The sequence below is a fragment of the Kaistia hirudinis genome, assembly GCF_014196455.1.
GTDB classification, from domain to species: domain Bacteria; phylum Pseudomonadota; class Alphaproteobacteria; order Rhizobiales; family Kaistiaceae; genus Kaistia; species Kaistia hirudinis.
In genome coordinates this window covers 516525-542224 of record NZ_JACIDS010000001.1, presented here as the reverse complement: position 1 = coordinate 542224, position 25700 = coordinate 516525, and the positions used below count along the sequence as shown (strand labels likewise).

21 protein-coding genes are annotated in these 25700 nt (G+C 67.9%); 9 read left to right on the top strand and 12 right to left on the bottom strand.

The window, feature by feature from the left end; translation table 11 throughout:
- Positions 1–34: 34 nt before the first annotated feature.
- The 8 genes from GGR25_RS02530 to GGR25_RS02495 all read right to left on the bottom strand — a co-directional run bounded on the left by GGR25_RS02530 (position 35) and on the right by GGR25_RS02495 (position 10063).
- Positions 35–1012 (bottom strand): ABC transporter permease, encoded by a 978-nt coding sequence (locus tag GGR25_RS02530; RefSeq protein WP_246409156.1) that lies wholly within the window; start codon positions 1010–1012, stop codon positions 35–37.
- Complete coding sequence (locus tag GGR25_RS02525; RefSeq protein ID WP_183397141.1) at positions 1009–2538, bottom strand: sugar ABC transporter ATP-binding protein; 1530 nt, start codon at positions 2536–2538, stop codon at positions 1009–1011. The genes GGR25_RS02530 and GGR25_RS02525 overlap by 4 nt, the downstream gene beginning before the upstream one ends.
- 87 nt (positions 2539–2625) lie before the next feature.
- Positions 2626–3624: a sugar ABC transporter substrate-binding protein gene (locus tag GGR25_RS02520; protein ID WP_183397140.1), complete on the bottom strand. Its 999-nt coding sequence runs from the start codon at positions 3622–3624 to the stop codon at positions 2626–2628.
- Between the two features lie 102 nt (positions 3625–3726).
- Positions 3727–4959, bottom strand: a complete 1233-nt coding sequence (locus GGR25_RS02515) for an amidohydrolase family protein (protein WP_183397139.1) — start codon at positions 4957–4959, stop codon at positions 3727–3729.
- The gene (locus tag GGR25_RS02510) at positions 4956–6635 is read right to left on the bottom strand and encodes a hydantoinase B/oxoprolinase family protein (RefSeq protein ID WP_183397138.1); all 1680 of its coding nucleotides are present in this window, start codon (positions 6633–6635) and stop codon (positions 4956–4958) included. The genes GGR25_RS02515 and GGR25_RS02510 overlap by 4 nt, the downstream gene beginning before the upstream one ends.
- A gap of 5 nt (positions 6636–6640) precedes the next feature.
- The gene (locus tag GGR25_RS02505; RefSeq protein ID WP_183397137.1) at positions 6641–8710 is read right to left on the bottom strand and encodes a hydantoinase/oxoprolinase family protein; all 2070 of its coding nucleotides are present in this window, start codon (positions 8708–8710) and stop codon (positions 6641–6643) included.
- 26 nt (positions 8711–8736) lie between these two features.
- On the bottom strand, positions 8737–9243 hold the full coding sequence (locus tag GGR25_RS02500; protein WP_183397136.1) for a GAF domain-containing protein: 507 nt from the start codon (positions 9241–9243) through the stop codon (positions 8737–8739).
- A gap of 154 nt (positions 9244–9397) precedes the next feature.
- Positions 9398–10063 (bottom strand): MarC family protein, encoded by a 666-nt coding sequence (locus GGR25_RS02495; protein WP_183397135.1) that lies wholly within the window; start codon positions 10061–10063, stop codon positions 9398–9400.
- A 141-nt stretch (positions 10064–10204) separates the two neighbouring features.
- On the opposite strand from GGR25_RS02495, the gene GGR25_RS02490 reads away from it, so the two are divergent.
- Complete coding sequence (locus GGR25_RS02490) at positions 10205–11392, top strand: alpha/beta hydrolase (protein WP_246409154.1); 1188 nt, start codon at positions 10205–10207, stop codon at positions 11390–11392.
- 469 nt (positions 11393–11861) lie between these two features.
- Here GGR25_RS02490 and GGR25_RS02485 read toward each other — a convergent pair whose 3' ends face one another.
- From GGR25_RS02485 to GGR25_RS02475, 3 genes are all read right to left on the bottom strand, one after another.
- Positions 11862–12938: an AI-2E family transporter gene (locus GGR25_RS02485; protein WP_183397134.1), complete on the bottom strand. Its 1077-nt coding sequence runs from the start codon at positions 12936–12938 to the stop codon at positions 11862–11864.
- Between the two features lie 94 nt (positions 12939–13032).
- Complete coding sequence (locus GGR25_RS02480; protein ID WP_183397133.1) at positions 13033–16152, bottom strand: efflux RND transporter permease subunit; 3120 nt, start codon at positions 16150–16152, stop codon at positions 13033–13035.
- A complete protein-coding gene (locus tag GGR25_RS02475; protein WP_183397631.1) occupies positions 16149–17258 on the bottom strand; it encodes an efflux RND transporter periplasmic adaptor subunit in 1110 nt (369 codons plus the stop codon). Before GGR25_RS02475 ends, GGR25_RS02480 begins: the two co-directional genes overlap by 4 nt.
- Before the next feature lie 512 nt (positions 17259–17770).
- On the opposite strand from GGR25_RS02475, the gene GGR25_RS02470 reads away from it, so the two are divergent.
- From GGR25_RS02470 to GGR25_RS02440, 7 genes are read left to right on the top strand one after another with little or no spacing between them, the layout of a single operon-like run.
- Positions 17771–18289, top strand: coding sequence for a Na+/H+ antiporter subunit E (locus tag GGR25_RS02470; RefSeq protein ID WP_183397132.1), 519 nt, complete (start codon positions 17771–17773; stop codon positions 18287–18289).
- A complete protein-coding gene (locus GGR25_RS02465) occupies positions 18286–18573 on the top strand; it encodes an MrpF/PhaF family protein (protein WP_183397131.1) in 288 nt (95 codons plus the stop codon). Before GGR25_RS02470 ends, GGR25_RS02465 begins: the two co-directional genes overlap by 4 nt.
- Positions 18570–18860, top strand: coding sequence for a monovalent cation/H(+) antiporter subunit G (locus GGR25_RS02460; RefSeq protein WP_183397130.1), 291 nt, complete (start codon positions 18570–18572; stop codon positions 18858–18860). Before GGR25_RS02465 ends, GGR25_RS02460 begins: the two co-directional genes overlap by 4 nt.
- On the top strand, positions 18857–19795 hold the full coding sequence (locus GGR25_RS02455) for a hydrogenase subunit MbhD domain-containing protein (protein ID WP_183397129.1): 939 nt from the start codon (positions 18857–18859) through the stop codon (positions 19793–19795). The genes GGR25_RS02460 and GGR25_RS02455 overlap by 4 nt, the downstream gene beginning before the upstream one ends.
- Positions 19792–20172, top strand: coding sequence for an NADH-quinone oxidoreductase subunit K (locus tag GGR25_RS02450; RefSeq protein ID WP_183397128.1), 381 nt, complete (start codon positions 19792–19794; stop codon positions 20170–20172). Before GGR25_RS02455 ends, GGR25_RS02450 begins: the two co-directional genes overlap by 4 nt.
- Positions 20169–21722, top strand: a complete 1554-nt coding sequence (locus GGR25_RS02445; protein WP_183397127.1) for a complex I subunit 5 family protein — start codon at positions 20169–20171, stop codon at positions 21720–21722. Before GGR25_RS02450 ends, GGR25_RS02445 begins: the two co-directional genes overlap by 4 nt.
- Complete coding sequence (locus GGR25_RS02440) at positions 21719–23386, top strand: complex I subunit 5 family protein (RefSeq protein ID WP_183397126.1); 1668 nt, start codon at positions 21719–21721, stop codon at positions 23384–23386. The genes GGR25_RS02445 and GGR25_RS02440 overlap by 4 nt, the downstream gene beginning before the upstream one ends.
- 2 nt (positions 23387–23388) lie before the next feature.
- On the opposite strand, the gene GGR25_RS02435 is transcribed toward GGR25_RS02440, so the two are convergent.
- A complete protein-coding gene (locus tag GGR25_RS02435) occupies positions 23389–24432 on the bottom strand; it encodes an AraC family transcriptional regulator (RefSeq protein WP_183397125.1) in 1044 nt (347 codons plus the stop codon).
- Between the two features lie 221 nt (positions 24433–24653).
- Between GGR25_RS02435 and GGR25_RS02430 the strand changes: the two genes are divergently transcribed.
- Complete coding sequence (locus GGR25_RS02430) at positions 24654–25700, top strand: patatin-like phospholipase family protein (protein ID WP_183397124.1); 1047 nt, start codon at positions 24654–24656, stop codon at positions 25698–25700.

Genomic DNA, 25700 nt, shown 5'->3' with positions numbered 1-25700 from the left:
CGGGCCTTCTCTATTTTCCGGGTGTGGCCGGAGCTCAGCGGCGCTTGCGGCCGGCCGAGAGCGCCACGGCGACCACGATGATCAGGCCCGTCGTCAGGTCCTTGAAGAACGGATTGACGTTCAGGATGTTGAAGCCGTTGCCGATCAGCGCGAGCAGCAGCACGCCGGCGATCGAGCGCCAGACCGCGCCCTTGCCGCCATAGATCGACGTGCCGCCGAGGATCACGGCGGCGATCGCATCGAGTTCCATGCCGACACCCGCCTGCGGCTGGCCCATGGAGATGCGCGATACCGCGATGACGCCGGCAAGGCCCGCGGCGAAGCCGGTCAGGCCGAAGGTAGCGATCTTGACGAGGTTGGTGCGCACGCCCGAGAGGATCGCCGCCTCCTCATTGCCGCCGACGGCGAAGACGCGGCGACCGAAGGTCGTGCGGTTGAGCAGGAACATCATCGCAAAGGCGAAGACGAGGAAGACGATGACGGCGACGTTGACCATGCCGATCTTGCCGCGCCCGAGCCAGGCGAATTCCGGCATGCGGACGGGGATGAGCGCGCCACCGGTGATCAGGATTGCGATGCCGCGAAACACCATGCTGGAGGCGAGCGTCGCCAGGAAGGAATGGACGTTGAAGCCGGTGATGATCAGCCCGTTCACGACGCCGAGCACCAGCCCGACGAGCGGACCGACGACGAGTCCGAGATTGGGGTCGATATTGACGGCGATCCAGGCCGCCGAGACGCTCGCGACGCCGAAGATCGCGCCGGCGGAAAGGTCGAACCCGCCGCCGATGATCACCAGGGTCAGCGCGGAGGCGATGATGGCGAGCGGCGCGCTCTGATTGAGGATGTTGAGCAGGTTGCGCGGCGTCAGGAACGAATCGGAGAGGAACGACAAGCCCGCCATCAGGATCGCGATGATGATGAGGATGCCGTATTTCTGCAGGAAGGCGATGGCCCGGCGGCCGGCGGGAATGCGGGCGGTCTGGCGCGCCGGCATGGACGTTTCGGTCAAGAGCGGACCTCCGTGCGCGGGCCGGCTTCGGCGCCGCGTTGGACATTGAACAGGCGAAAGAGCGCGTCCTCGACGCCGAGGGTCCGGCAGTCGACGCATTCGATGATCCGGCCCTCGCGCATCAGATAGCCGCGATGGGAAAGGCTGATCACTTCCTCGAGCTCCGAGGAGATCAGGATGACGGCCGCGCCGCCGCGCGCGAGTTCCACGACGAAATCATGGATGCGGCGGCGGGCGCCGATATCGACGCCGCGGCTCGGCTCGTCGAGGATGACGACCTTCGGCGCGCCATAGACCCATTTCGACAGCAGCACCTTCTGCTGGTTGCCGCCCGAGTAATAGGCGACCTCCCCGTCGATTTGGCCGGGCACGATGTTGAAATGGCGGATCATCTCCGCCGTCCGCCGCCGCTCCTCCCCGGGGCGGAGCACGCCGAGCCGCGAGACGAGGCCAAGATGCGGCAGCGACATGTTGGGACGCACCGCCTGAACGAGGTCGAGCCCCTGCTTGCGGCGATCCTCCGGCACGAAGGCGAGGCCGTGCGCCACGGAATTGCGCGGGGTGCGATTCGCATAGTCCGCACCGGCGATGCGCACGGTGCCGCGCGAAGGATCGGCGCCGAAGATCGCGCGGGCGAGTTCGCTGCGGCCAGACCCGACCAGGCCGATCAGGCCGACGATTTCGCCCGGACGCACATCGATCGAGATGTCGCTGAGCCCGGTGTCGCTCGACAGGCCGATCACCTCCAGCAGCGGCTTCGTCTCGATCGGCGGCGGGGGTGGCAGTGGCGGGAAGGCGACGTCGGCGGGCTCGCCCAGCATGGCCTCGATGAGGCTTTCCTTCGTCTCTCCGGCAATGCCGCCGGTGCGCACGATGCGGCCGTCGCGCATGATCGTGACGCGATCGGCGGTCGCCAGCACATGGTCGAGGAAATGCGTCACGTAGATCACGGTGCGGCCATCGTCGCGCAGCCAGCGAATGACGTGATGCAGGCGTTCCGCCTCGTCCGCCGTGAGCGAGGAGGTCGGCTCGTCCATGATGATGACGCGCGCGTCGCGGGCGATGGCGCGGAGAATCTCCACCTTCTGCCGCTCGGCGATGCGCAGATCCGCGACGATCCGGCCGGGATCGAGGCCGAAGCCGCAGCGCTGGTCGAGCGCGCGGAAGCGCTCATGCTCGCCGCCCGAGAGCACCCCGGCCCGGTTCGCTTCCATGCCAAGGAAGACGTTCTGCGCGACGGTCAGCTCGGGAACGAGCTGAAGCTCCTGGTGGATCATCGCGATGCCGCTGGTCAGCGCGGCGCGCGGCGTCCATTGCCCGACGGGCTTGCCGAAGACGGTGAGCGTCCCGGCGTCGAAGGAATAATAGCCGCCGACGATCTTGCCGAGGCTCGATTTGCCAGCCCCGTTCTCGCCGATCAGCGCATGCACCTCGCCCGTCATGAAGGTGAGCGAGATGTCGTTCAGGATCTTCGCGCTGCCGAAGCTCTTCTCGATGCCGGCGAGCCGGACGGCCTCCTCGGACATGGCCTAACCTCGTCTGGTACGTCGCCGGAACGGGTCCGACGAAAAAACCCTCCCCCAGGTGTCCGGGAGAGGGTTCGTTTCGTGCGATCAGCCCTGCCACTCGGGCTTGTAGTCGGGGTGCTCGTCGAGGACCTTCTTGGTGATGATCGGCGGGACCGTGCCGAGCTTCATCTCGTCGGTGAAGGCCCGCGTCGGCTTGCCTTCAAGCGCGTCGACGACGCCGTTCAGCGCGTATTCGCCCTCGCTCATCGGAAGCTGCGCCAGCGTCGCATCCCACTTGCCGGCCTTGATCGCGTCGATGGCGATCTGGTTCGCACCGCCGCCGATCAGGAACAGCGAGGGAACATCGAGACCGGCGTCCTCGAGCGCGATCTCGGCGCCGACGAGATGCTGGTCGGCGTTGGAGAGAACGACATTGATGTCCTTGTTGGCCTGCAGCACGTCCTGCATGCCGGCCATCGCCTTGTCGGGATCGTAATTGCCCTCGACCGTGGCGACGATCTGGATGTTCTTGTTCTCGCCGAGCGTCTTCAGATAGGTCTCGTAGCGCAGATTATCGAACGGGTAGATCTTCTGGCCGATGATGATCACGACCTTGCAGGGATCCTTGTCCTTGCAGAAGTCGACGACCGCGTCGGCCTGCGCCTTGGCGCCGATCGCCGGGTTGGAGGCGACGGTGGTGACGAGGCCCGGCACCTGCGGCTCCAGCACGTCGAGCTTCGGCCCGATCGGGAACAGCGTGGTCGCGACCTTGACGCCCGCCTTGGTCGCTTCCTCGACGGCGGTCGCGATGCCGACGGAATCGTTCGGCGTGATCACGATGCCCTGGAACTTGCCGCCGGCGACGATGTCCTCGATCTGCGCATACTGCTTGGTCGCGTCGAATTCGCCGTTGAAGATCTCGACCTCGACGCCGCGGGCCTTGGCCGCCTTCTGGACGCCTTCCCAGATCGCCTGGTTGAAGCCGTTCTGGCTCGACGCGGCGAGATAGGCGACCTTGTAGTCGGCCGCCTCTGCGGCCATCGCCCCCATCGAAAGCGCGGCAACGCCGGCCGCGAGCAGGGTCAGTCTCGATTTCATCGTCATGGATCAGCTCCGCTATGGTCCCGCAGCCCCGGCATGGGCCCGGGCCGATATGTCTGGAAGGCCGCTCTGCGGCTCTTGTCCTTGGGGGCGGCCGCGGCCGCCTCAGTTCAACCGGTTCTTGTAGAAGCGCCCGCCGCGCATGATCGCGGACATATGCGCGCCGTCGTCGGCGAGAAGCGTGATGTCGGCATAGGGATCGCCGTCCACGACGAGGAGGTCGGCCTGCGCGCCCGGCGCGATCACGCCGATCTCGCCTTCGAGCTTGCAGAGCTTTGCGCCGATCAGCGTCGCCGAGCGGATGATCTCCGCCGTCGGCAGGACGCGGGCGAGGATCTCGAACTCCATCGTGTGGTACTTCTGCAATTCGCCCAGGAGGTCCGAGCCGAAGGCCATCGGCAGGCCGGCGTCGCGCATGATCGAGAGCGACTCGAGGCCGGCCTTGCGCACCGTCTCGATCTTCGCGGCGGCTTCCTTCGAGAGGCCGAACCGCTCGCCCTCAAGCGCCAGCCCCTCATAGGCCACGAGCGTCGGCACCGCGATCGCGCCGGCCTTGGCGGCGAGCCGCGCCGTCTCCGGCTGGATCAGGTTGCAATGTTCGAGCGAATGGACGCCGCACTCGACGGCGCGGCGGATCGCCTTGTCCGTATAGACATGCGCCGAGACATAGGTGCCTGCGTTCTCCGCCTCATCCACGATCGCCTTGATCTCCTCGCGGGAGTACTGGATCGAGTGGATCGGATCGGTCGGCGAGGCCACGCCGCCATTGGCCATGATCTTGACGAACTTGGCACCCTTGCGCAGTTCCTCGCGGGCGGCGAGGCGGCAATTGTCGACGCCGTCGACGATACGGCCGAGATTGCCGAGCCGCTCTTCCATCACCTGGGTCCGGTCGTCGGTGCGGACGCGCTGGTCGCAATGCCCGCCCGTCTGCGTCAGACCCTTCCCGGAGATGATCAGGCGCGGACCATCGACGACGCCCTGCTCGATCGCCATGACGAGACCGAGATCGGCGCCGCAGCAGTCGCGCACCGTCGTGAAGCCGCGCTGCAGGATCGTCTCCATGATCCGGCCGGCCTTGAGCGCGATCAGCGAAGACGGCGCCAGCGTATTGGCCCAGCCGTCGACGGTGGTCGAGACGACATGCAGATGGCAGTCGATCAGGCCCGGCATCAGCGTCTTGCCGCGCAGGTCGATGCGCTCTGCCGCCGCCGCATGGATCGGATGCTCGGAAACCTCGACGATGCGGCCGTCCTCCACGAGGACATCGAGGCCGTCGATGAGCGCGTCCTGCGAAGGATCGAGGAAGCGTCCGCCGGTGAAGAGAATGGGGCTCACGCCGAGGTTCCTTCCTTGCCGCTCACATGGCCGTAGATCTCGGCAGCGCGTTCCGCCGTGAGGTAGCCGTTCTTGAGATCGTTCTCGATCGCGGCCCGCGAGCGCTGCTTCGGGTCGCCGAAGCCGCCGCCATTGCCGGTGACGATGCGCACGACGTCATCCGTGTTCAGCGGGATGTCGGTGCCGAACGAATAATGCTCGGTCGCCTTGCCCGGCCGCAGCACCTCGACATAGTTCGGCGTGCCATCGAGACCGCCCGCGACGCCCCATGGCGGGATGCGCGAGCGCGTATAGCCGACCGAGAGGAAGTTGTTGTCGGCGCGGACGCGGTAATGCACCTCGATGCCCTTGCCGCCGCGCCATTCGCCCTCGCCGCCCGATTCCGGGTTGAGCGCCATCTGGTCGACGGTGAGGCCGTAGCGCGCCTCGGCCACCTCGGCCGGGCAGTTGAACGTGTCGCCATGGAAGCCGGAGAAGATGGCGCTGTTGCCGTCCCTGCCCTGCTGGGCACCCCAGCCGCCGAGCTGCGGCTCAACGATCGTGTAGTGGCGGCCATGGTCGGGATGCGGCCCGCCGACGACCGTGCCGCAGATCGAGGCGAAATTGCCGGCCGGCACGAGCCCCGGCAGATGCGGCGCCAGGCAGCGCAGCAGCAGGTCGAACAGCCGGATCTCGACTTCCGAATAATAGCCGAGCGCGCCGGGCTCCTCGACGTGGAAGATGGTGCCGGGCTTGGTGATGACGCGGAGCGGGCGGAAGAAGCCGCCATTGCCGGGCGCCTGCGTATCCGTCACCGCTTTGAAGGCGAGCTGCGCGGAGATCTCGACGCCCTCGCGGCTCGAATTCTTGGAGCCGGACTGCTTGGGATTGTCGCGCAGATCGATGACGAACTCGTCGTCCTTGATCTCGATCGTGACCTTGTAGATCGCGCCGTCGTCCTGCTCCTCGGCGAAATGATAGACGCCCTTGGGCAGCGTCTTCAGCGCCGCGCGGGCACGCCGCTCGCCGAGTTCCATGAAGTCGTCGAGCGCAGCCTCGAAGGTGTCTGTCCCGTACTTCTCGACCAGCTCAAGGATGCGCCGCTCGCCGATCCGCACGCCGGCAATACCGGCCCACAGATCGCCGCGCAGATAATCCGGCAGGCGCGAATTGATATAGAGGATGTCGAAGACGGCCTGGTTGGCGACGCCAGCATCGAACAGCTTCACCGCCGGAATGCGCACGCCTTCCTGGAAGATCGACGTCGCGTCCGACGACATCGAGCCGGGCACCATGCCGCCGACATCGTTCCAATGCGCGATATTCGCGGTCCAGGCGATGATTCGGCCTTCCGAGAAGACCGGCAGCGCCAGGATCATGTCGTTGAGATGGGTGACGCCGCCCCAATAGGGATCGTTCGAGGCGAACATGTCGCCGGGCTTGATCGTCTCGATCGGGTGTTTGGCAAGAATGCCCTTCACCGCCTTGTCGAGCACGCCGACAAAGGCCGGAATGCCGGCGCCGGAGGACGCGATCTCGCCCTTGCCGTCGCAGATGCCGGTGCCGAGGTCGAGCACCTCATAGATGATCGCGCTCATCGAGGTCTTGCGCTGCGCGGCGAACATCTCGTCCGCCACCGCTTCCAGCGCGTTCTGGATGATGTCCAGCGTGACCGGATCGTAGGTCGTGTCGCTCATCGCCCTCAGCCCTTGATCTCGATATGGGTGTTGCCGAAATCGTCGATGGAGACGCGGTTTCCCGGATGGACCACGATGGTGGTGCCGGGGTCCTCGATGATCGCGGGACCGGCGAAGCTCATGCCGGGCTCCAGCTTCTCGGCATTGTAGATCGTCGCCTCGTGCACGCCCTCGGTCGCATAGTCGACGCTGCGGCGGCCCTTGATCGCGTCTTCGAGCCGCGCCCCGGTCTTCGGCAGGGCGACGATCTCGAGCTTGCCGACCTCGGCCGAGGCGATGAGGTGCAGCCCGACGATCTCGATCGGGGCCGTGAGGCGATAGGTGTATTCGCGCTCATAGATCTCGTGGAACGCCGAGACCATGGCCGCCATCTTGGCGGCGTCGACCGGGCCCGGTTCGATCGGCACCTCGACGGAGTGCTCCTGGTTCTGGTAGCGGCACTTCACCAGCGGCTTGAAGCGCACCTGGTCGGCCGCGACGCCCTCGGCGCCGAACTGCCCCGCGGCATGCGCCGTCGCCTCGCCGACGAGCGCATCGAGCGCTGCGGCGTCGGTCTCGTCGATCAGCTTCGTCACGAAATAATCGCGGCGAAGGTCGGACATCATCATGCCCCAGGCCGAGAACACCGGCGCGCCGCGCGGCACGACCACCTTCTTGACGCCGAGTTCCTGGCCGAGCGCCACGCCATGCATCGCGCCGCCGCCGCCGAAGACGACCAGCGTGAAGTCGCGCGGGTCATGGCCGCGGTTGAGCGAGACCAGCTTGAGCGCGTTGACCATGTTGGAATTGGCGATGCGCACGATGCCGCGCGCCGCCTCGACCAGGCCGACGCCGAGCTTCTCGGCGAGCGGGGCCAGCGCGTTCTCGACGGCCGCCATGTCGGCGATCACCTCGCCGCCGCAGAAATAGTCGCGATTGATGCGGCCGAGCACGAGATTGGCGTCGGTCGTGGTCGGCTGCGTACCGCCGCGGCCATAGGCGGCGGGGCCCGGCGAGGCGCCGGCTGATTGCGGGCCGACATGCAGCTTGCCGAATTCGTCGACGCGGGCGATCGAGCCGCCGCCATTGCCGATCTCGACCAGATCGACCACCGGAACCATGATCGGATAGCCGGACGACTTGCGGCTGCGCTCGATCCAGTAGTCGGTCTTGATGTTGACGTGGCCGTTCTCGATCAGCGAGCATTTCGCCGTCGTGCCGCCGATATCGAGCGCCAGCACATTCGGCTCGCCGATGATGCGGCCTAGTTCCGCCGCGCCCCAGAAGCCCGAAGCCGGGCCGGATTCGACCATGGTGATCGGGATCGCCTTGGTCGAGCGCAGCGAGTCGACGCCGCAATTCGACTGCATGATGTAGAGGCGGCCCTTGTAGCCCTCGGCGTTCAGCCCCTCCTCGATGCGCGAGAGGTAGCGCTCGGCGACCGGCTGGACATAGGCGGAGAGCACGGTCGTGTTGGACCGCTCATATTCACGCCATTCGCGGGTGATCTGGTACGAGGCGACGACCGAGACCTCGGGCCAGAGCCGCTTCACCTCCGCCGCGACCGCCGCCTCATGCGCCGGGTTGGCATAGGCATGCAGCAGGCAGACGGCGACTGCCTGGACACCCTCGGCGCGAAAATCATCGAGGATCGCCGGCAGCACCGAGAGATCGACCGGCACTTTCTCCTCGCCGCGATAGGAGATGCGGCCGGGTACCTCGCGCCGCAGATGCCGCGCCACGAAGGGAGCCGGCTTCTCATACATCAGGTTGAAGAAGTCCGGCCGGTTGCCCCGCGCGATCTCCAGCACGTCGCGGAAGCCCTCGGTCGTGATCAGCGCCGTCTTCGCGCCCTTGCGCTCGGTCAGCGCGTTGATCACCACGGTCGTGCCATGCGCGAAGAAATCCACCGCGCGGATATCGACCTCGCCCTTGGCGAGCACGTTGAGAACACCGGCCTCGAAGTTCGGCGGCGTGGTGTCGGATTTCGCGGTGCGGATCGTCTGGCGGCCGGTGGTCCGATCCGTCTCGAAATAGACGAGGTCGGTGAAGGTCCCGCCCACATCCGTCGCCACTCTGAGCGTCGTCTCAGCCATTCTTCTGTTCCGTCCTCTCGAAGCGCTCAGGCCTTCCCGGCGACCCGGTCGGCGGCCATGAAGGCGATCGCCGCATAGGGCGCGAGCTTCATCGCCTCGGCGACGCGCTCGGGCGTGTAGTAGCCGGCGACGTCGAGCAGGTTCAGCGTGCCGATCACCTCGCCGGCGACGACCACGGGGATGTTGCAGCCGGACTCGCAGCCGAGCGACTGGATCAGCGGCCAGTCAGCGAACACCTCGGCGATCTGCGCGATGGTCACCGAGACATAGGGCTGCTTGCGCTCGATCACCGTTTCCGACCACTTGCCGATCGACATCGGCTTCAAGCCGCCGGTGGGATAGGCCGTCTCGTTGTCGGAATAGGAGCGGCGGGCCTGGCCGGCGGCCGCGTCATAGGTCATCGCGGTGAAGAGCTTGGTGCCGATCGTTTCCTTGGTGATCTTCTCGATCACCGCGAATGCGGCCCGCGGCTGATCCGGCTCGGCCACCGCCGCCATGAACTCGTCCCAGTAGTCGTGAATGCCCTTCGCCATCGGAAACTCCCTGTCCGATGCGCAAACTATCCTGTGTCCAGATTGTCGACAAGCACTGATTTGACGATGATCACGATGAATTCAGAGGCAGTTTTCCGAGCCTCCGTACGCAAGCCGCTGATTGGATTACCTTTATCGTTCCATCAAAACGTCGTCAGGCGCCGCGCAGGCTGGCGAGCGTCGCCACGACCAGCCGCGTTCCGCCATCGGCGAGCAGCGTGACGCCGATCGCCGTGAGCAGGATTCCGGCGATGCGGGCGAGGATCATGCGGGCCCGCGCCGACACGCGCCGATGGACATGGCCGGCTGCGATCAGCGTCAGCGCCGCGACGGCGCCATAGCCGATGCCGGCCAGCGTGTAGCCGATCTGGTCCGCCACGCCCTCGGCGTTCGACGAGAAGGCGACGATCATGCCGAAGCTGGTCCCGCCGATGGTCAGCGGAAAGGTGACCGGCGTGAACATGATGCTCTGCCAGCCCTGCCCGCTCTCGCGGCCCTCGGTTTCCTTCACCGCCGCCGCCTGCTCCGGCGCCACCTCGCCGGCGCCCTGCATCATCGGCACGCCGGCGAGCAGGATCGCGATGCCGCCGGTGACGGTCAGAGCGGCCGTCGAGACGCCGAGGAGGCGCAGCAGCGGCTCGCCGAGCCACACGGCGGCCAGGACGAAGATCGCGACATTGACGAACAGTCCGGCCGCCAGGCGGCGCTGGTCGCCGCGCGTGAAATGGCCAACCACCTGCATGAAAGCCGACAGCGCCGCCAGCGGGCTGAACAGCGCGACCAGCGCCATGAACATCACGAACGGATAGGCCTCGGTCATGCGATTTTCCCTTTGCTTCTTCTTGTTTCAGTCGCGTCCGGTCTGACTCCGGCGGCCGGCAGGCGACCGGTCTTCAACATGACGAGGGCGACGTGTAAGAGAGGAGTGAGACGGACATCCTGCCGCCCGCCGGAACTTCGCATGCCCACACGCTCGATCTGGTCCCGACTTGCGCTCATGCCGGCCTTGCGGGCCGCCGTCCTCGTGATCGCCACCGCAGCGAGCCTCACCGCCTGCGCATCGCGGCCCGAAGGACTGCTGGTACCGGTCGAGGTCCCTGCACCCGGCGCAACCAAGGTGGATATGCTCGTCGCCACCACCCGCGCGAAGGATGCTTCCGGCGCGGACTTCTTCACCGGCGAGCGCGGCGATGCGCTGTCGATCTCCAACATCGTCGTCTCGATTCCGCCTGTCCACGTCAAGGGCAATGTCGAATGGCCCCCGCGTGCCCCGGCGGACCCCGAGCGCTACTTCACCACGACATCGATCGATGCGCTCTCGCCCTCCGCGGCCCGCAACTGGTTCAACACGCATGTCTCGCGCTCCCGCCGCGTGCTGATCTTCGTGCATGGCTTCAACACGCCCTTCGACGCCTCCGTCTTCCGCTTCGCGCAGATCGTGAACGACACCGATGCAGGCATGGCGCCGGTCCTGTTCTCATGGCCCTCGCGCGGCAGCCTCCTCGACTATAATTACGACCGCGAGAGCGCGACCTTCTCGCGCGGCGAACTCGCGCAGGTCATCGAGGCGGCGGCCTCCAGTCCCAAGGTCGACGAGGTCATCATCATGGCCCATTCGATGGGAAGCTGGGTCGCCATGGAAGCGCTGCGCGACATTGCGCTGCATCGTGGCCGCGTCCCCGCCAAGGTCCGCGACGTCATCCTGGCCTCGCCCGATCTCGACCTCGACGTCTTCCGCAAGCAGGTCGCCGATCTCGGCCCGAAGCGGCCGCATTTCACGGTGTTCGTCTCGGCGAACGATCGCGCGCTCCGCGTGTCACGTCTGATCGCCGGCCGCGTGACGCGCGTCGGCGCGGTGGATCTCACGCAGGAGAGCTACCGCACGCAGCTCAAGTCGGCCACCGGGTTCACCGTCATCGACCTCTCCAAGATCGAGGACGGCGACAACCTGAACCACAGCCAGTTCGCGACCAGTCCGGAGGTGGTGCGCCTTCTGGGCGCGGGCCTGATCGACGACGGGGGGCTCTCGGCCGGAGACCGCCATAACGGCGGCGACCAGTTGGCCGCAACGGCCGTCGGCACCGGACAGGTGCTCGGCTCGGTCCTCTCGGCGCCCATCATGATCATCCAGGGCGGCACGCGGAACTGAGGCGCGGCAGGCGGGGGGGGGGGGGGGGGGGGGGGGGGGGGGGGGGCGGGGGCGGGGGGGGGGGGGGGGGGGGGGGGGGGGGGCGGGGGGGGGGGGGGGGGGGGGGGGGGGGGGGGGGGGGGGGGGGGGGGGGGGGGGCGCCCGCCCCCCCCCCCCCCCCCCCCCCCCCCCCCCCCCCCCCCCCCCCCCCCCCCCCCGCGCTTCGTTCCCCTGCGGCGACTATCGACGGATGGAGCACCAAACTGCGCCGGCGTCGATCTCGGCAATCTCGGCCTCGACTTCGAGCCCTCACCTCCATCCAATCCGGCGTCATGCCGGCGGACGCCGGCATCCATTCAGCCTGAGGCGTCCGATCGTCTTGCGCTTCGGCTGTACGGATCCCGGGTCAAGCCCGGGATGACGGCGGAGTGTGGGGCGATGGCGTTACGAGCTCGACCGCCGAGACCCAGGACGGCCGGCGCCCGTCGGCTCAGCCCGCGATGACCCTGCCCTGTGCCCGATCCCCCAGCCAGTCCTCGACATAGAGGCGCATGGCGGCGATGCGGCCGATGGCCATCAGCGGCATGCAGAGCGCGATGCCGAGCGTGCCGAAGAGCGCGCCGAAGAGGACGATGCCGATCAGGGTCCAGGCGGGCGGGATATGCGCCGCGGAGCGCTGGATCAGGGGGCCGATCACATAGCCCTCGATCGTCTGGATCACCGTGTAGATGCCGACCGCCCACAGGAACATCGGCAGGCCGAGCGGCATGGCGACGAGGCCGATCGGTACGCCGGCGAGAATCGGACCGAGATAGGGGATGAAATTGAGCAGCCCGGCCTGAAGCCCGAGCACGATGGCGCCCGGCAGGCCGAGCAGGTAGAGCGCGAACCAGGTCGCGACGCCCATGATCAGCATGCGGACAGCCTGGGCGATCAGCCACAGGCGCAGCGACTTGCCCATCTCGTCCATCACGGCGCGCACGCGCGCGCGCCGGTCGAGCGGCACGAACACGACGATGCTTTCGCGATAGGCCTTGGGATCGAAGGCGAGCATCAGCCCGACGAAGATGATGATGATCGTGCTCGCGAGCAGGCTCGATGCCGTGCCCACGGCGAACTGGGCGTGCCCGAAGAGCTGGCTGTGCTCCGGGATCAGGCTCGACAGCGTCGGCGGCTCATCCGTGCCGAGGAAGTCGATGCCATAGGCGATCAGGCGCTGCTGCAGATAGGCGAGCTGCTGCTCCATGATCACGATCAGGCTGCGCACCTGCGCCGGCAGGCCGAGCGCACCGCGCAGCAGGCCCCAGAAGGACAGGAACGTCAGCGCCGCAATGACGATCGACAGGCGCAAGGCGCGCGGGATCGGCAGAACGGGGCGAAGAGCCCGCGTCATCGCGTCGAGGAAGGCGGCGAACAGCACGCCGGCGAACAGCACGAGCAGGCTCGACGAGGTCCACCAGACGAGCGCGAGCCCAATTCCGACGCCGATGAGCGCGAGCGCCAGCGCGAAATGTCGCCGCCATCGCGCCCACTCGCCCGCTTCCACTGCGCGGTCCTGTTCGCTCATGCCTCAAGCCCCGTGATCCGGGCGACGACGCCCCCTCGCCTCTTCGCATGCCGGCACGCCGCCCGCCAGAGCGGCGGCGCGCCGCGCCGGTCTCTCAGGCCGGCGACGGTGTCAGCGGCTCGGCGGGCTTGGCCGGCTCGACGGCCGGCACGCCGGCTTCCGGCTTGCCGCTCTCGCCCTCGCGCACGCGATAGAACACGACATAGAGCGAGGGCAGGTAGACCAGCGTCAGGATCGTCGCCACCAGTAAGCCGCCCATGATCGCGAACGCCATCGGGCCCCAGAAGATGGTGAAGGCGATCGGGATCATGCCGAGCACGGTCGAGATCGCCGTTAGCATGATCGGGCGGAAGCGCGAAACCGTCGCTTCCACGACCGCATCCCAGGGCGCGAGACCTTTTCCCCGCTCCGTTTCGATCTGCTCGAGCAGGATGACCGCGTTTTTCGCGATCAGGCCGAGCAGCGACAGGATGCCGAGGATGGCGACAAAGCCAAGCGGGCGGTTGAACAGGAACAGCGCGCCGACGACGCCGATCAACCCCATCGGGACCACCGCGAGCACCAGCGCCAGACGCTTGAAGCTCTGGAGCTGCGCCATGAGGATCGAGACCATCAGGAAGATCATGAAGGGCACGACCGCCATGACGGAGGCTTGCGAGGAGGCGCTTTCCTCCACCGTGCCGCCGACCACGATCTGATAGCCCGCCGGGAGCGAAGCCTGAAGCTTCGCGACCTGCGGCGCCAGCGCGTCGACGACCGCCTCGGGCGAGCCGCCCGGCGCGACATCGGCCTGAACCGTCAGCGTCGGCACGCGGTCGCGCCGCCAGATGATCGGATACTCCTGGCCGAAATCGAAGCTGGCGAGCTGGCTGAGCGGCACGGTCCTGCCGTTCTGGAGCGGCACCTGCAGCGTGCGAAGATTGGCCAGCGAAACGCGCTGTTCGTCCGTCGCGCGGGCAATCACGTCGACGAGATAGATATCGTCGCGCAGCTGCGTCACCCGCGTCCCGCTGACGACGGAATTCAGCACCTGCGCCAGCGTCGCGGAGGAAAGGCCGAGCAGGCGCGCCTGATCCTGGTCGATCTTCACGCGGACCATGCGCGAAGGTTCCATCCAGTTGAAGTTGACCCGCAGCGCGTCGGGATCGCTGGAGAGAATCCGACCGAGATCGAGCGAGATGTCGCGGACCTGGTTCACATCCGGCCCGCTGACGCGATACTGCACCGGCCAGCCGACCGGCGGTCCGAGCTCGAGCGGTGAGACGCGCGAGATCGTCTCCGGGAAATCCTCGGCCAGCAGCTTCTCGAGCTTCGCCTGCAGGCGGATGCGCGCATCGACATCCTTGGCGATGACGACCGACTGCGCGAAGAAGCTGTTGGGCAGCTCGACATTGAGCGGCAGGTAGAAGCGGATCGCGCCGCGGCCGACATAGGTGCTCCAGCGCTCGACATCCGGATCGGAGCCGAGGATCGCATCGAGCTTGCCCGACACGTCGCTGGTCGCGAAGACCGAGGCATTCTGCTTGAGGCGAAGGTCGACCAGCAGCTCCGGCCGGTCGGAGGCCGGGAAGAACTGGCGCGGCACATGCGGCAGCAGGAGCAGCGCGCCGACAAAGGCGGCGATCGCGACGCCGATCGTGATCCAGCGGGCGCGCATGGCACCAACCAGGACCGCACGGAACGCGCCGAGCACGGCACCCGGCTTGGCATCGGCCTTTTTCGGCTCCTTCGGCGCCTTGAGCAGCGCCGCGCTGACGAGCGGCGCGAACAGGACGGCGCCGAGCCAGGAGACGACGAGCGCGATGCCGACCACGGCGAAGATCGAGAAGGTGTATTCGCCGGCCGAGCTCTGCGCGAAGCCGATCGGCACGAAGCCGGCGGCCGTGACGAGCGTTCCCGTCAGCATGGGCAAGGCCAATGTTCGGAAGGTTTCCGACGCCGCCTTCTCCTTGGTCTCGCCGCTCGCGAGCCGCGATGTCATGGAATCGACCATGGTCATGGCGTCGTCGACGAGCAGCGACAGCGCGATGATCAGCGCGCCGAGCGAGATGCGCTGCAGGTCGATGCCCTTGATCTGCATCACCACGAAGACCATGGCGAGCGACAGCGGGATGGCGAGCGCCACCACCGTGCCAGCGCGCACGCCCAGCGCCACGAAGGAGACGACGGCGATGATGCCGATCGCCTGCCAGAGCGAGGCGGTGAAATCGCCGATCGCGTGGTCCACCACGACCGCCTGGTCCGCCACGATGCTCGGCTCGATGCCGAGCGGCAGGTTGGCGGTGATCTCGGCCATCGCCTTGCGAATATTGGTGCCGAGCGCCAGCACGTCGCCACCGTCGCGCATCGAGATGCCGAGGCCGATCGCCGGCTTGCCATTGACGCGGAACATGGGCTGCGGCGGATCGGAGAAGCCGCGATGCACCTCGGCGATGTCCCGAAGACGGATAAGCCGCCCGTTCGAAACGAAGTTGAGGTCCAGCAGGTCCTGCTCGGAATTGAACGCGCCGGTGACGCGGAGCGCGATGCGCTCGTCGCCCGTCTCCAGCACGCCGGAGGGCGCGACCGCGTTCTGCGCGCGCAGCGCGGCGATCAGCGCCTGGCGGTCTATGCCGAGGCCGGCGAGCTGCTCGGTCGAGAACTCGACATAGATCTTCTCGTCCTGCGCGCCGATGATCTCGATCTTGGAAACGTCGGGCACGTGCAGCAGCTTGGAGCGCACATCCTCGACATAGTCGCGCAGTTCGCGCTGCGTGAAGCCGTCGGCGGTGAAACCGTAGATGATGCCGTAGGTGTCGCCGAAATCATCGTTGAAGAACGGCCCGATCACACCCTGCGGCAGGGTGAAGGTGATGTCGCCGATGCCCTTTCGGACCTCGTACCAGACATCCGGGGTCTCCTTCGAGGTGACCTCGTCCTTCAGCGTCACGAACAGCGTCGTCTCGCCGGCGCTGGTCTGGCTGCGGATATTGTCGACCTCGGGGATCTCCTGGATCTTGCGCTCCAGCCGTTCGGTCAATTGCGAGAGCGTGTCGTCGATCGTCGCGCCCGGCCACACCGCATGCACGATCATGGTCTTGATCGTGATCGCAGGGTCCTCGTTGCGGCCGAGATTGACGAAGGCCGCACCGCCCGCGACGACGAAGGCGATCATCCAGTAGATGACGAAAGAGCGATGCTTCAGCGCCCAGGCCGAGATGTTGAAGCCGTTCATGAGGCACCGCCGACCAGACGCACCTTCTGGCCCGGATGCAGCGCCTGCACGCCGGCCGTCACGACGATCTCGCCGCTGGCGAGGCCGCTGGCCACGATCACGGTCGCCGGGTCGTGGCGTGCGATCTCGATATTGCGGAGCGATACCGTCTCGGCCGCCGGATCGACGACGAACACCGCCGGACGATCATTGGCCGTCGTCAGCGCGCTCGCCGGCAGCGACATCACCGGGCCGCTGTCGAGCTTCAGCGTGCCCGTGACGGTCGAGCCGAGACGCATCGCCTCGGGCGGATTGTTGATGCCGACGCGCACCGGGAAGGTCCGCGTCGCGGCGTCGGCCTGCGGCGCGATCTCGCGTACGCGGCCGATGGCGCTGACGGTCGGATCGTCGGTCAGGCGAATCACGATCTCCGAATCCGGCGGCGCGGAGCGCAGCACCTGCGCCGGCACGTCGAAGACGGCGTCGCGGCCGTCCTGCCGTGCGAGCTGCACGATCATCTGCCCGGCCTGCACCACCTCGCCCGGCTCGGCGCCGCGGGCGGTGATCGTGCCGTCGACATCGGCCTTCAGTTCGGTGAAGGCAACGCGGTCGCGCGCGATCTCCAGCTGCGCCTCGGCATCATCGAGCTGCGAGCGCGCGGCGAGCAGCGCCTGGCGCGCCTGGTCGTGGTTGGCGCGCGTCGTGAAGCCGTTGCCCAGCAGGTGATCCTGACGGTCGAACGCGTTCTGCGCCGTGACGAGCTGGCCTTCGGCGGCGGCCAGCGCGGCCTGCGCCGAGCGCAGCGCATTGAGTTCATTGACAGGGTCGAGCTTGGCCAGCACCTGGCCGGCCGTCACGCGGTCGCCGACATTGACGGGCCGCTCGATCATGCGGCCCGAAATGCGGAACGCCATCGCGGCCTCGTTCTGGGCCTGGACATTGCCGGTGAGGACGACCGTATCGCCGCTGTCGGCCTCGGCGACCAGCACGGTGCGAACCGGCCGCGCATCGGCCTTCGGCTGCTCGTCCTGCCGCTGGCAGGCCGCAAGCAGCGGAACCATCGCAACGAACGCCGCCACGGCGACCAGCGCCCCCTTGCTGCGCGCACGAGACGTCGGGCTGTGCATGTCAGGTCTCATCCTCTGATCCCGGTTTCGGCCCGCACAGTGCGAGCACCCGGCCATCTTTTCGATTCGCAGGTCTTGTCCGCCGCCAGCCCCCGCGCAGCAGCAGAAACCCGATTCTGGTATTCATTACAATCTCTTGCCGCATTGCAAACAGAGCGACGCGCGGGCATGCTATCGTCAGTACATCGAAATGTAACGAGCATGGCGTCTCATGGTTTGGCGCCACGTCCCAATTGAGTGTCGATCGGAACCGGCGCTTGTCAACGTCCATCATATCGATAAACCCTAGATGACGCCCCTCCCTGCGTGACATCTTCAGTCACTTGCGGGGCGTCGATCGGAGCAGATATCGGACGCCCATCGGCATGCGGCTTCGCCGGACTGAGCCCTGAAGATCCACCGGACGGACGGTTCGACATGCAGGATTTGACCACCTCTTCGAACCCGTCGGCCGGCTCGAAGGCCGTATCGCGCCGCAGCACGCTGGCGGCGTCCCCGTCATGGAGGACGCGATGACGAACGCTGTTCCCGCCAGCCGGCGATTCCCCTTCGTGCGCGCCGCCGTGCTGTTCCTCGTCTGGCTCGTTCTGACCGACGCGCGGCTCGCAGATGTGCCCGTGGGGCTTCTCGCGGCCTTCCTCGGAGCGCTCGCCAGCCGCTCGCTGGCGCCTGAAACGCTCACCACGCCGCGTGCCGGCGCGCTGCTTTCCTATGCCGTCCGCTTCCTGCGCCAGTCGGTGCTGGCCGGCTTCGACATCGCCCATCGCGCCTTCTCGCCGTCACTTCCCCTGAAGCCCGGCATGGCGCAGTTCACGCCGACCCTGCCACCCGGCCCGGCGCGCACGCTCTTCGCCGACCTCGCCTCGATGGCGCCCGGCACATTGCCGACCGGCGAGACCGCCGACGGCGCCATGGAGTTGCATTGTCTCGATACCGACATCGATGCCGCCGCACAGTTGGCCGATGACGAGACGCGCCTGATGGCCGCGCTCGGACTCGAGGCGCAGAAAGAGCGGTTGGCCGGATCATGACCGCGTTCCTCAACATCGCCGCCTTCGTCGTGCTGCTCGGCGTCGCCATCGGGCTCGTCCGTGTGCTGCGGGGGCCATCGCGCGCCGACCGGCTGATGGCGGTGCAGCTTCTGGGCAGCGGCAGCGTGGGCGCCTGCCTGCTGCTCGCCTTTGCCGGCGGCCGCTTCGCCTTCATCGACATCGCGCTGACGCTGGCGCTCCTCGCCGCCTTCGCCGCGATCGCCTTCTCGCTGAGCGCGCTCGATTCGGGCCGCGAGGGAGAGATCGGAGGGCCCGAATCGTGAGTCTCCTCGCCGATCTCTTCACCGTCGCCGCCGTCACGCTCGGGCTCGTCTTCTTCGTGGCCGGAACGGTCGGAATCATCCGTTTTCCCGATTCGCTATCGCGCCTGCATGCCCTGACGAAGGCCGACAATCTCGGCCTCGGCTTCATCGTGCTCGGCCTGTTGCCGCAATGCGCGGGCGTGTTCGACGCGCTCAAGCTCTTGTTCATCTGGCTGCTCGTGCAGTTCGCCGGGGCGACCGGCGCGCAGCTCGTGGCGCGGGTGCTGCGCCGTGAGGAGCGGCCATGACCGAAACCGCCTTCTTCGACACGCTGCTCGTCGTCACCATGATCGGCCTCGCGATCTGGATGATCGTCGTGCGCGACGTGTTCGCGGCGATCATCGGCTTCATGGCCTTCGGCCTGCTGCTCTCGCTCGTCTGGCTGCGCATCGAAGCGCCGGATGTCGGTCTGACAGAGATCGCCGTCGGCGGCGGGGCCACCGGCGTCATGCTGCTGCGCGCCCGCGGTCTCGCCAGTGCCGGCGACGCCATGAACGCGGTGCCGAGCGTCCCCTTCCGCGTCCTCGTCGGCGTGCTGGCAGGCGCCGTCGCGCTGTTCCTCGGGGCGCTGGTCGTCTTCCCGCCGGCCGTGGCGCCGACGCTGGCCCCGCTCGCCGCCGAGCATCTCGCTTCGACCGGCGTCGGCAACCCGATCACCGCCGTGCTGATGGCCTATCGCGCCTTCGACACCTTCCTCGAGACGGTCGTGGTGCTGCTCGCGCTGATCGGCGTCTGGTCGCTCACGCCGGACGGCGCCTGGGGCGCACGGCCGCGGGTCGCGTCCGCCGATGTTCCCGCGCCGCTGCTCCTGCTGGCGCAATGGCTGGTGCCGCTCGGCATCGTCATCGGCATCTACATCACCTGGGTCGGCGCCGACGAACCGGGCGGCAAATTCCAGGGCGCGACCATCCTTGCGGCCATGTGGATGCTTGTCATGATGGCGGGCCTCCGCTCGGCGCCCGCGCTCTCCAGCCGCCGCCTGCGCATCGCGCTCGTCGTCGGACCGGCGATCTTCATCGCGATCGGCGTGTCCGGCTTTCACTTCGCCGGCGCGTTCCTCGCCTATCCCGATGGTCTCGCCAAGCCGCTGATCCTCGCGATCGAGGCAGGCCTGCTGATCTCGATCGCTGCCATGCTGGGCATGCTGCTCGCCGGCCCGCCGCTGGAGGGGGACCGCCCATGACCGGCGCCACCTTCGACACGGCCACGCTCTACGGCCTCTGCGGCGCGGCGCTTGTCGGCATCGGCCTGTTCGGCCTCGTGCTGGATCCGAAGCCGATCCGCAAGATCCTCGCCTTCAATCTCGTCGGCGCCGGCGTCTTCCTCGTCTTCGGCGTGATCGCGCGCCGCGGCGCGGCCGCCGGCTTTGGCGGCGACCCCGTCCCGCAGGCCCTCGTGATCACCGGTATCGTCGTCGCCTTCTCCGCCACCGCCCTCGCCGTCACCCTGGTGCAGCGCCTCTCCTCGGCCGCGACCGATGCCGGCCAGCCCGGCCAGGCTGCGTCCGTGCCGCCGAAGGGCGAGACGGGAACCCCGGGGCAGGGAGACGCGGCGTCATGACCACGCCTCTCGCCCTCCCCTTCCCGGCCGATACGACGCCCGGCGGCTTCCTGCTCGTCCTCGCGATTCTCGTGCCGATCATCGGCATCCTGCTGATCTGGACGCTCGGATCGCGGCGCACCGAGCTGGTCGCGCTGACGACGCTCGCCATCGGCGCCGCCATCGCGCTCGCCATCCTGACCGAACTCACCGGAACCGGCAGCGCGGTGATCTATCTCGTCGGCGGCTGGCGACCGCCGCTCGGATTGGCGCTGCGGGCCGACGGGCTCTCGGTCGTGCTGATCGTGCTGACGGCGATCGTCATCGGCGCCGTCGGCATCTTCGCCAAGGGCCAGTTCGGCTACGATCCGGACGCGCCCGAGAAGCGCGCGCCGACCGTCTTCTGGACGCTGTTGCTCGGCATTTCCGGCGCGCTCAACCTGATCTTCCTCGGCGACGACCTCTTCAACCTCTTCGTCGCCATCGAGCTCGTGACCTTCACCGCCGTGCCGCTCGTCTGCCTCGACGGCAAGGCCGAGACGATGCGCGCGGCGCTGCGCTATCTCCTGTTCGCGCTGCTCGGCTCGGTCATGTATCTGCTCGGCGTCGCGCTGATCTATTCCGGCTATGGCACGCTCGACATCGCGCTGCTGAAGTCGGTGGCGCGGGTCGAGCCGCTGCTCTTCATCGCCATCGCGCTGATGACGGTCGGCCTGCTCGCCAAGACGGCGCTGTTCCCGCTGCATATCTGGCTGCCGGCCGCCCATGCCGGCGCGCCGGCCGCGGCCAGCGCCGTGCTGTCGGCCCTCGTGGTGAAGGGCTCGTTCTTCATCATCCTGCGGCTCTGGTTCGACATCCTGCCGGCAGAGGCGACCGGGCTCGGCGCGCAGATGCTCGCCGGCCTCGGCGCGCTCGCCATCCTGTTCGGCAGCGTGATCGCGATCTGCCAGGCGCGGCTGAAGCTGCTCATCGCCTATTCGACCGTCGCGCAGATCGGCTATCTGTTCCTGATGTTCCCGCTCGCGACCGGCTCCGAGGCGACGCCCGCCTTCGCCTCGATCGCCTGGACCGGCGGCATCCTGCAGCTTGCCTCGCATGCCTTCGCCAAGGCCGCGATGTTCCTCGCCGCCGGCCTCGTCTACGACGCCTTCGGCCATGATCGCATCTCCGGCCTCGCGGGGGCCGGCCGCGTCATCCCGATCACCTTCATCGCCTTCGGCCTCGGCGGCATGTCCCTGATGGGCCTGCCACCGAGCGGCGGCTTCTCGGCCAAATGGCTGATGCTGAACGCTTCCGTTGGCGAAGGCCAATGGTGGTGGGCAGCAGTCATCCTCTGCGGCGGCCTGCTCGCGGCCGGCTATGTCTTCCGCGTCCTGGTCCCGGCCATGGCCCGGCCGCTGGCGCGCATCAAGGTCAAGGGCCCCGTCTCGCGGCGGCGCGAGCTGGTCGCGCTGGCGCTGGCGATCATGGCGCTGCTGATCGGCTTCGTGCCGCTCGAGCCGGCGCCGCTTCTCGGCATCGGCCGTGGCGCCGAGGCCGGATTGCTGGTTCCCGGAGGGCTCGCACCATGAGCGGTTCGCTTCTCTCGGGTGACGCCACCAATGGCGCGGGCCTGCTGCTGGCGCTCGCCCTCCTCTTTCCGCTCGTGCTGGCGGTCGGCCTTTCCTTCCCCGCCGCCCGTGCGCGCATCGGCACGCTGCTCGCCATCGCGCCGCTGCCCGCGCTCGCTGTCGCCCTGCTCGGCAATGGCGCCCGCTTCGTCATGCCCGGCCCGTTCCGCCTGACGCTCGCCCTCGACGCCTCTGGCGCCATGCTCATGGGCGCCGCGGCGCTGCTCTGGACCGCGGCGGCGCTCTATGCACCGGCTTACTGGCAGGGTGGCTCGATGCTGCGCCGCGCCGGCCTCTGGTGGCTGTTCACGCTCGCCGGCAGCCTCGGCGTGTTCGTCGCCGACGACGTCGTCTCGTTCTACCTCCTGTTTTCGCTGGTCAGCCTCGCCGCCTATGGCCTCGTCGTGCTGGAGGGCAATTCGTCGGTCCGCCGCGCCGGCGCGATCTATGTCGGCTTCGCGGTGCTCGGCGAGGCGTTCCTGCTGATCGCCTTCGTACTGCTCGCCAATGCCTCGCCAGGCGGCAGCCTCGCCATTGCCGATGTCGTGCAGGGCTTGCCCTTCTCGCCGTGGCGCGACTGGACGCTGCTGTTCCTCATCCTCGGCTTCGGCACCAAGATGGCGCAGGTGCCGCTGCACCTGTGGATGCCGCTTTCCTATCGCGCGACGCCGATCCCGGCCGTCGCCGCGCTGTCCGGCGCCGCGGTCAAGGCCGGCGTCATCGGCCTGGCGCGCTTCCTGCCCTTCGATTCGGGATCCGTGCCCTGGGGCGAGCTCCTGACCGTCATCGGCATGATCTCGGCCTTCTATGGCGTGCTGGTCGGCCTCACCCAGACCAACCCCAAGGCCATCCTCGCCTATTCCAGCATCAGCCAGATGGGCGTCATCGCCGCCGTGCTCGGCATGGGTCTCGCCGCCGGCCGGGCCAGCGCCCCGGCCGAGGCGACCTTCTATGCCGTGCACCATCTCTTCGCGAAAGGCGGCCTCTTCCTCGCGATCGGCGTCGTCGCCGCGACGGGGCGCTGGCGCATCTGGCCCGTGTTCATTCCGGCGGCCTTCGTCGCGCTCGGCATTGCCGGCCTGCCGCTTACCGGCGGCGCGCTCGCCAAGCTCGCCGTCAAGGATGCCCTCGGCTATGGCCTCGTCGGCACGCTCGGCAAGCTCTCGGCGATCGCGTCCACCGTCCTGATGATCCGCTTCCTCACCGTGCTGCGCGGCACGGCGCGGACGGATGCCGGCGAGGCGCTCGCGCCGCTCACGCTCCGACTCGTCTGGTGGGGCGTCGCCGCGCTCGCGGTGCTGGCGCCCTGGATCCTGCTGACGCCCGCGACCGGTTATCCGCTCTCCGACGCCGTCTCGCCGTCGACGCTGTTCGACGGCATCTGGCCCCTCGCGATCGGCGGCCTGCTGGCGATCGGCGGACGACGCCTTCTGCCGAACCCGCCGCGCATCCCGCCGGGCGACATCCTCGCCCTCCTCCGCCCGGTCGGCCGTCTCGCCGGCGCGGCTTCGGTCGCGATCGAGCGGACCGAGGCGCGCCTTCGCGAATGGCCGATCGCCGGCGCGATCTTCCTCGGCCTGGTCCTTGCATTCTCGATTGCGATGTATCTGGCAGGGAGCAGCTGATGTCAGGCGTGAAGCCGGCGAAGGACCTGACCGAGGCACCCATCGCCGGACCGCGTCGACAGAGCCGGAATGCCGGCGCGATGGCCCGCCGCACCGCCGGCCCGCACCTGGCTCGGGCTGTAGCCGAATTGCCGGCGGAACGCCCGGCTGAAGCCGGAGGCATCGCCGAAACCGCAGCGTTCCGCGATCTGCACGATCGACTCGGTCCGCTCCGGATCGGCCAGCGCCACATGGGCCGCGGCAAGCCGCTCCTCCTGGATCACCTGGCGCACGCCACCATAGGGCTCGAAGGCGCGATAGAGACCCGAGCGCGAAATGCCGAGCGAACGCGCCAGAACGTCCGGGGAAAGCTCCTGCGAGAAGAAGTCCCGTCTTATGATCCGCCGTGCCCGCTCGACCAGCGAAAGCGTGGTCCCGTCACGGGCATGCGCGATCTCCTCGGCGCCGCCGGCCGACAGGCACGCGATCATGATCGCCTCGGTCGCCCGCACGATCGCGGAGACATCGGACATCTCGCAGCTCGCCAGCCGCTGCTCGAGGCTCAGCAGATAATCGCTGAGCAGATCGATCATCGTCGTCCGAATCAGCTCCCCGGTGACCGGGTCGAGCTGGGCCGCGATTCGTCCGAGACTGTCGCGCGGCAGATAGAGGCTGATGACGCGGCTGTCATTGCCATGCGCCTCGAACAGATCGGCGAGCGAGCGGAGGTAAAGCCGCGGCGCGCCGCCATCGAGGCGCGGAACGAGCACCAGGCACCAGTGATCGAGCGGCTGACGCCGCAGATGCCGCCAGGAGCGAACCGGCCCTCCGGCTGGCAGAACAGCCCGGGTCAGCGCAAAACGGCCGAAATCCCAGAGAGCGTGCTCCGCGATAAACGGGCTCGACGGCGCGGAAGATATATCGAGTTCGATGGCCTCGCCCATGAATGCGCGCCAGGCGTCCCACTGTTCGCCAGTCGGCAATTGCTCGGTCGAGAAGACGAGAGGGCGGAGTGCGTTCGGCGCACTGCTCAATGTCCTACCGAAATCGGGCTTGATACTGCCCATTTCGCCGGTCCTTTTGCCAAATACTTGGACGTCGAGATTACAGCGGCGGCAATCGGCCCGCAATCACCGCAACCAATCCGGCACGCGCCTTTCCCCGGCTCGACCAGCGGCTGCGACGTTGCGTCCTCGCGGCCGCGGCCGGACGGCCCTCCCATTCCCGCCCGGCGTCCCCCTTCCGCGCGCAACGCGCGACCCCTATTCCGAGAACGGAGCGAGCAGCCATGACTAAAGGCAAGACGAGAAGCTGGAGCGCAGAGGCGCCGCTTCCGATCGACCTCGCCCTGCAAGGCGGCGGTTCGCACGGCGCCTTCACCTGGGGCGTGCTCGATCGCCTGCTCGAGGAGGAAGGCCTCGTCATCGCCGCCATATCCGGCACGTCGGCCGGCGCCATGAACGCGGCCGTCCTCGCCGATGGCTATGCGGCGGGCGGACGCGAAGGCGCGCGCGCGGCGCTCGACCGCTATTGGACCACGGTCGCCGAAGCGGCCCGCTTCAGCCCGTTCCAGCGCAGCCCGCTCGACGTGCTGCTCGGCCGTTGGACGCTCGACACGTCGCCCGCCTACATCGCCATCGACATGATGACACGGCTGTTCTCACCCTATGACCTCAATCCGAGCGGCAAGAACCCGCTCCGGACGATTCTCGCCGAGCAGATCGACTTCGAGCGGCTTGCTGGCTCGCCCGTCCGCCTGTTCGTCACGGCGACCAATGTCCATACCGGCCGTGGCCGTATCTTCCGCAATGGCGAGATCACGCCAGACGTCCTGCTGGCCTCGGCCTGCCTGCCGACCATGTTCCAGGCCGTGGAGATCGACGGCGAGCCCTATTGGGACGGTGGCTTCGCCGGCAATCCGACGATCACGCCGCTGGTGCGCGAAAGCGATGTGCCCGACACGATCCTCGTCCAGATCAATCCTCGCATCCGACCGGAAACGCCGAAGACCGCGTCTGAAATCCTCAACCGGCTCAACGAGATATCGTTCAATGCGACCCTGATGAAGGAGCTTCGGATGATCGCGCTGCTGAAGCAGGTCGCCGATCCCGGCTCCGGCGAAGGCGCGCGCTGGGCCAAGGTCCGCACCCACCGCATCATGACAGAGATGATGGTGGAGCTCGGCGCCTCGTCCAAGCTGAACGCGGAATGGGCGTTCCTGACCATGCTGAAGGAGGAGGGCCGCCGCAGCGCCGACGCCTTCCTTGCCGAGCACGGCGACGACCTCGGCCAGCGCTCCACGGCCGATATCGACTTCCTCGTCACGGAGAGCTGA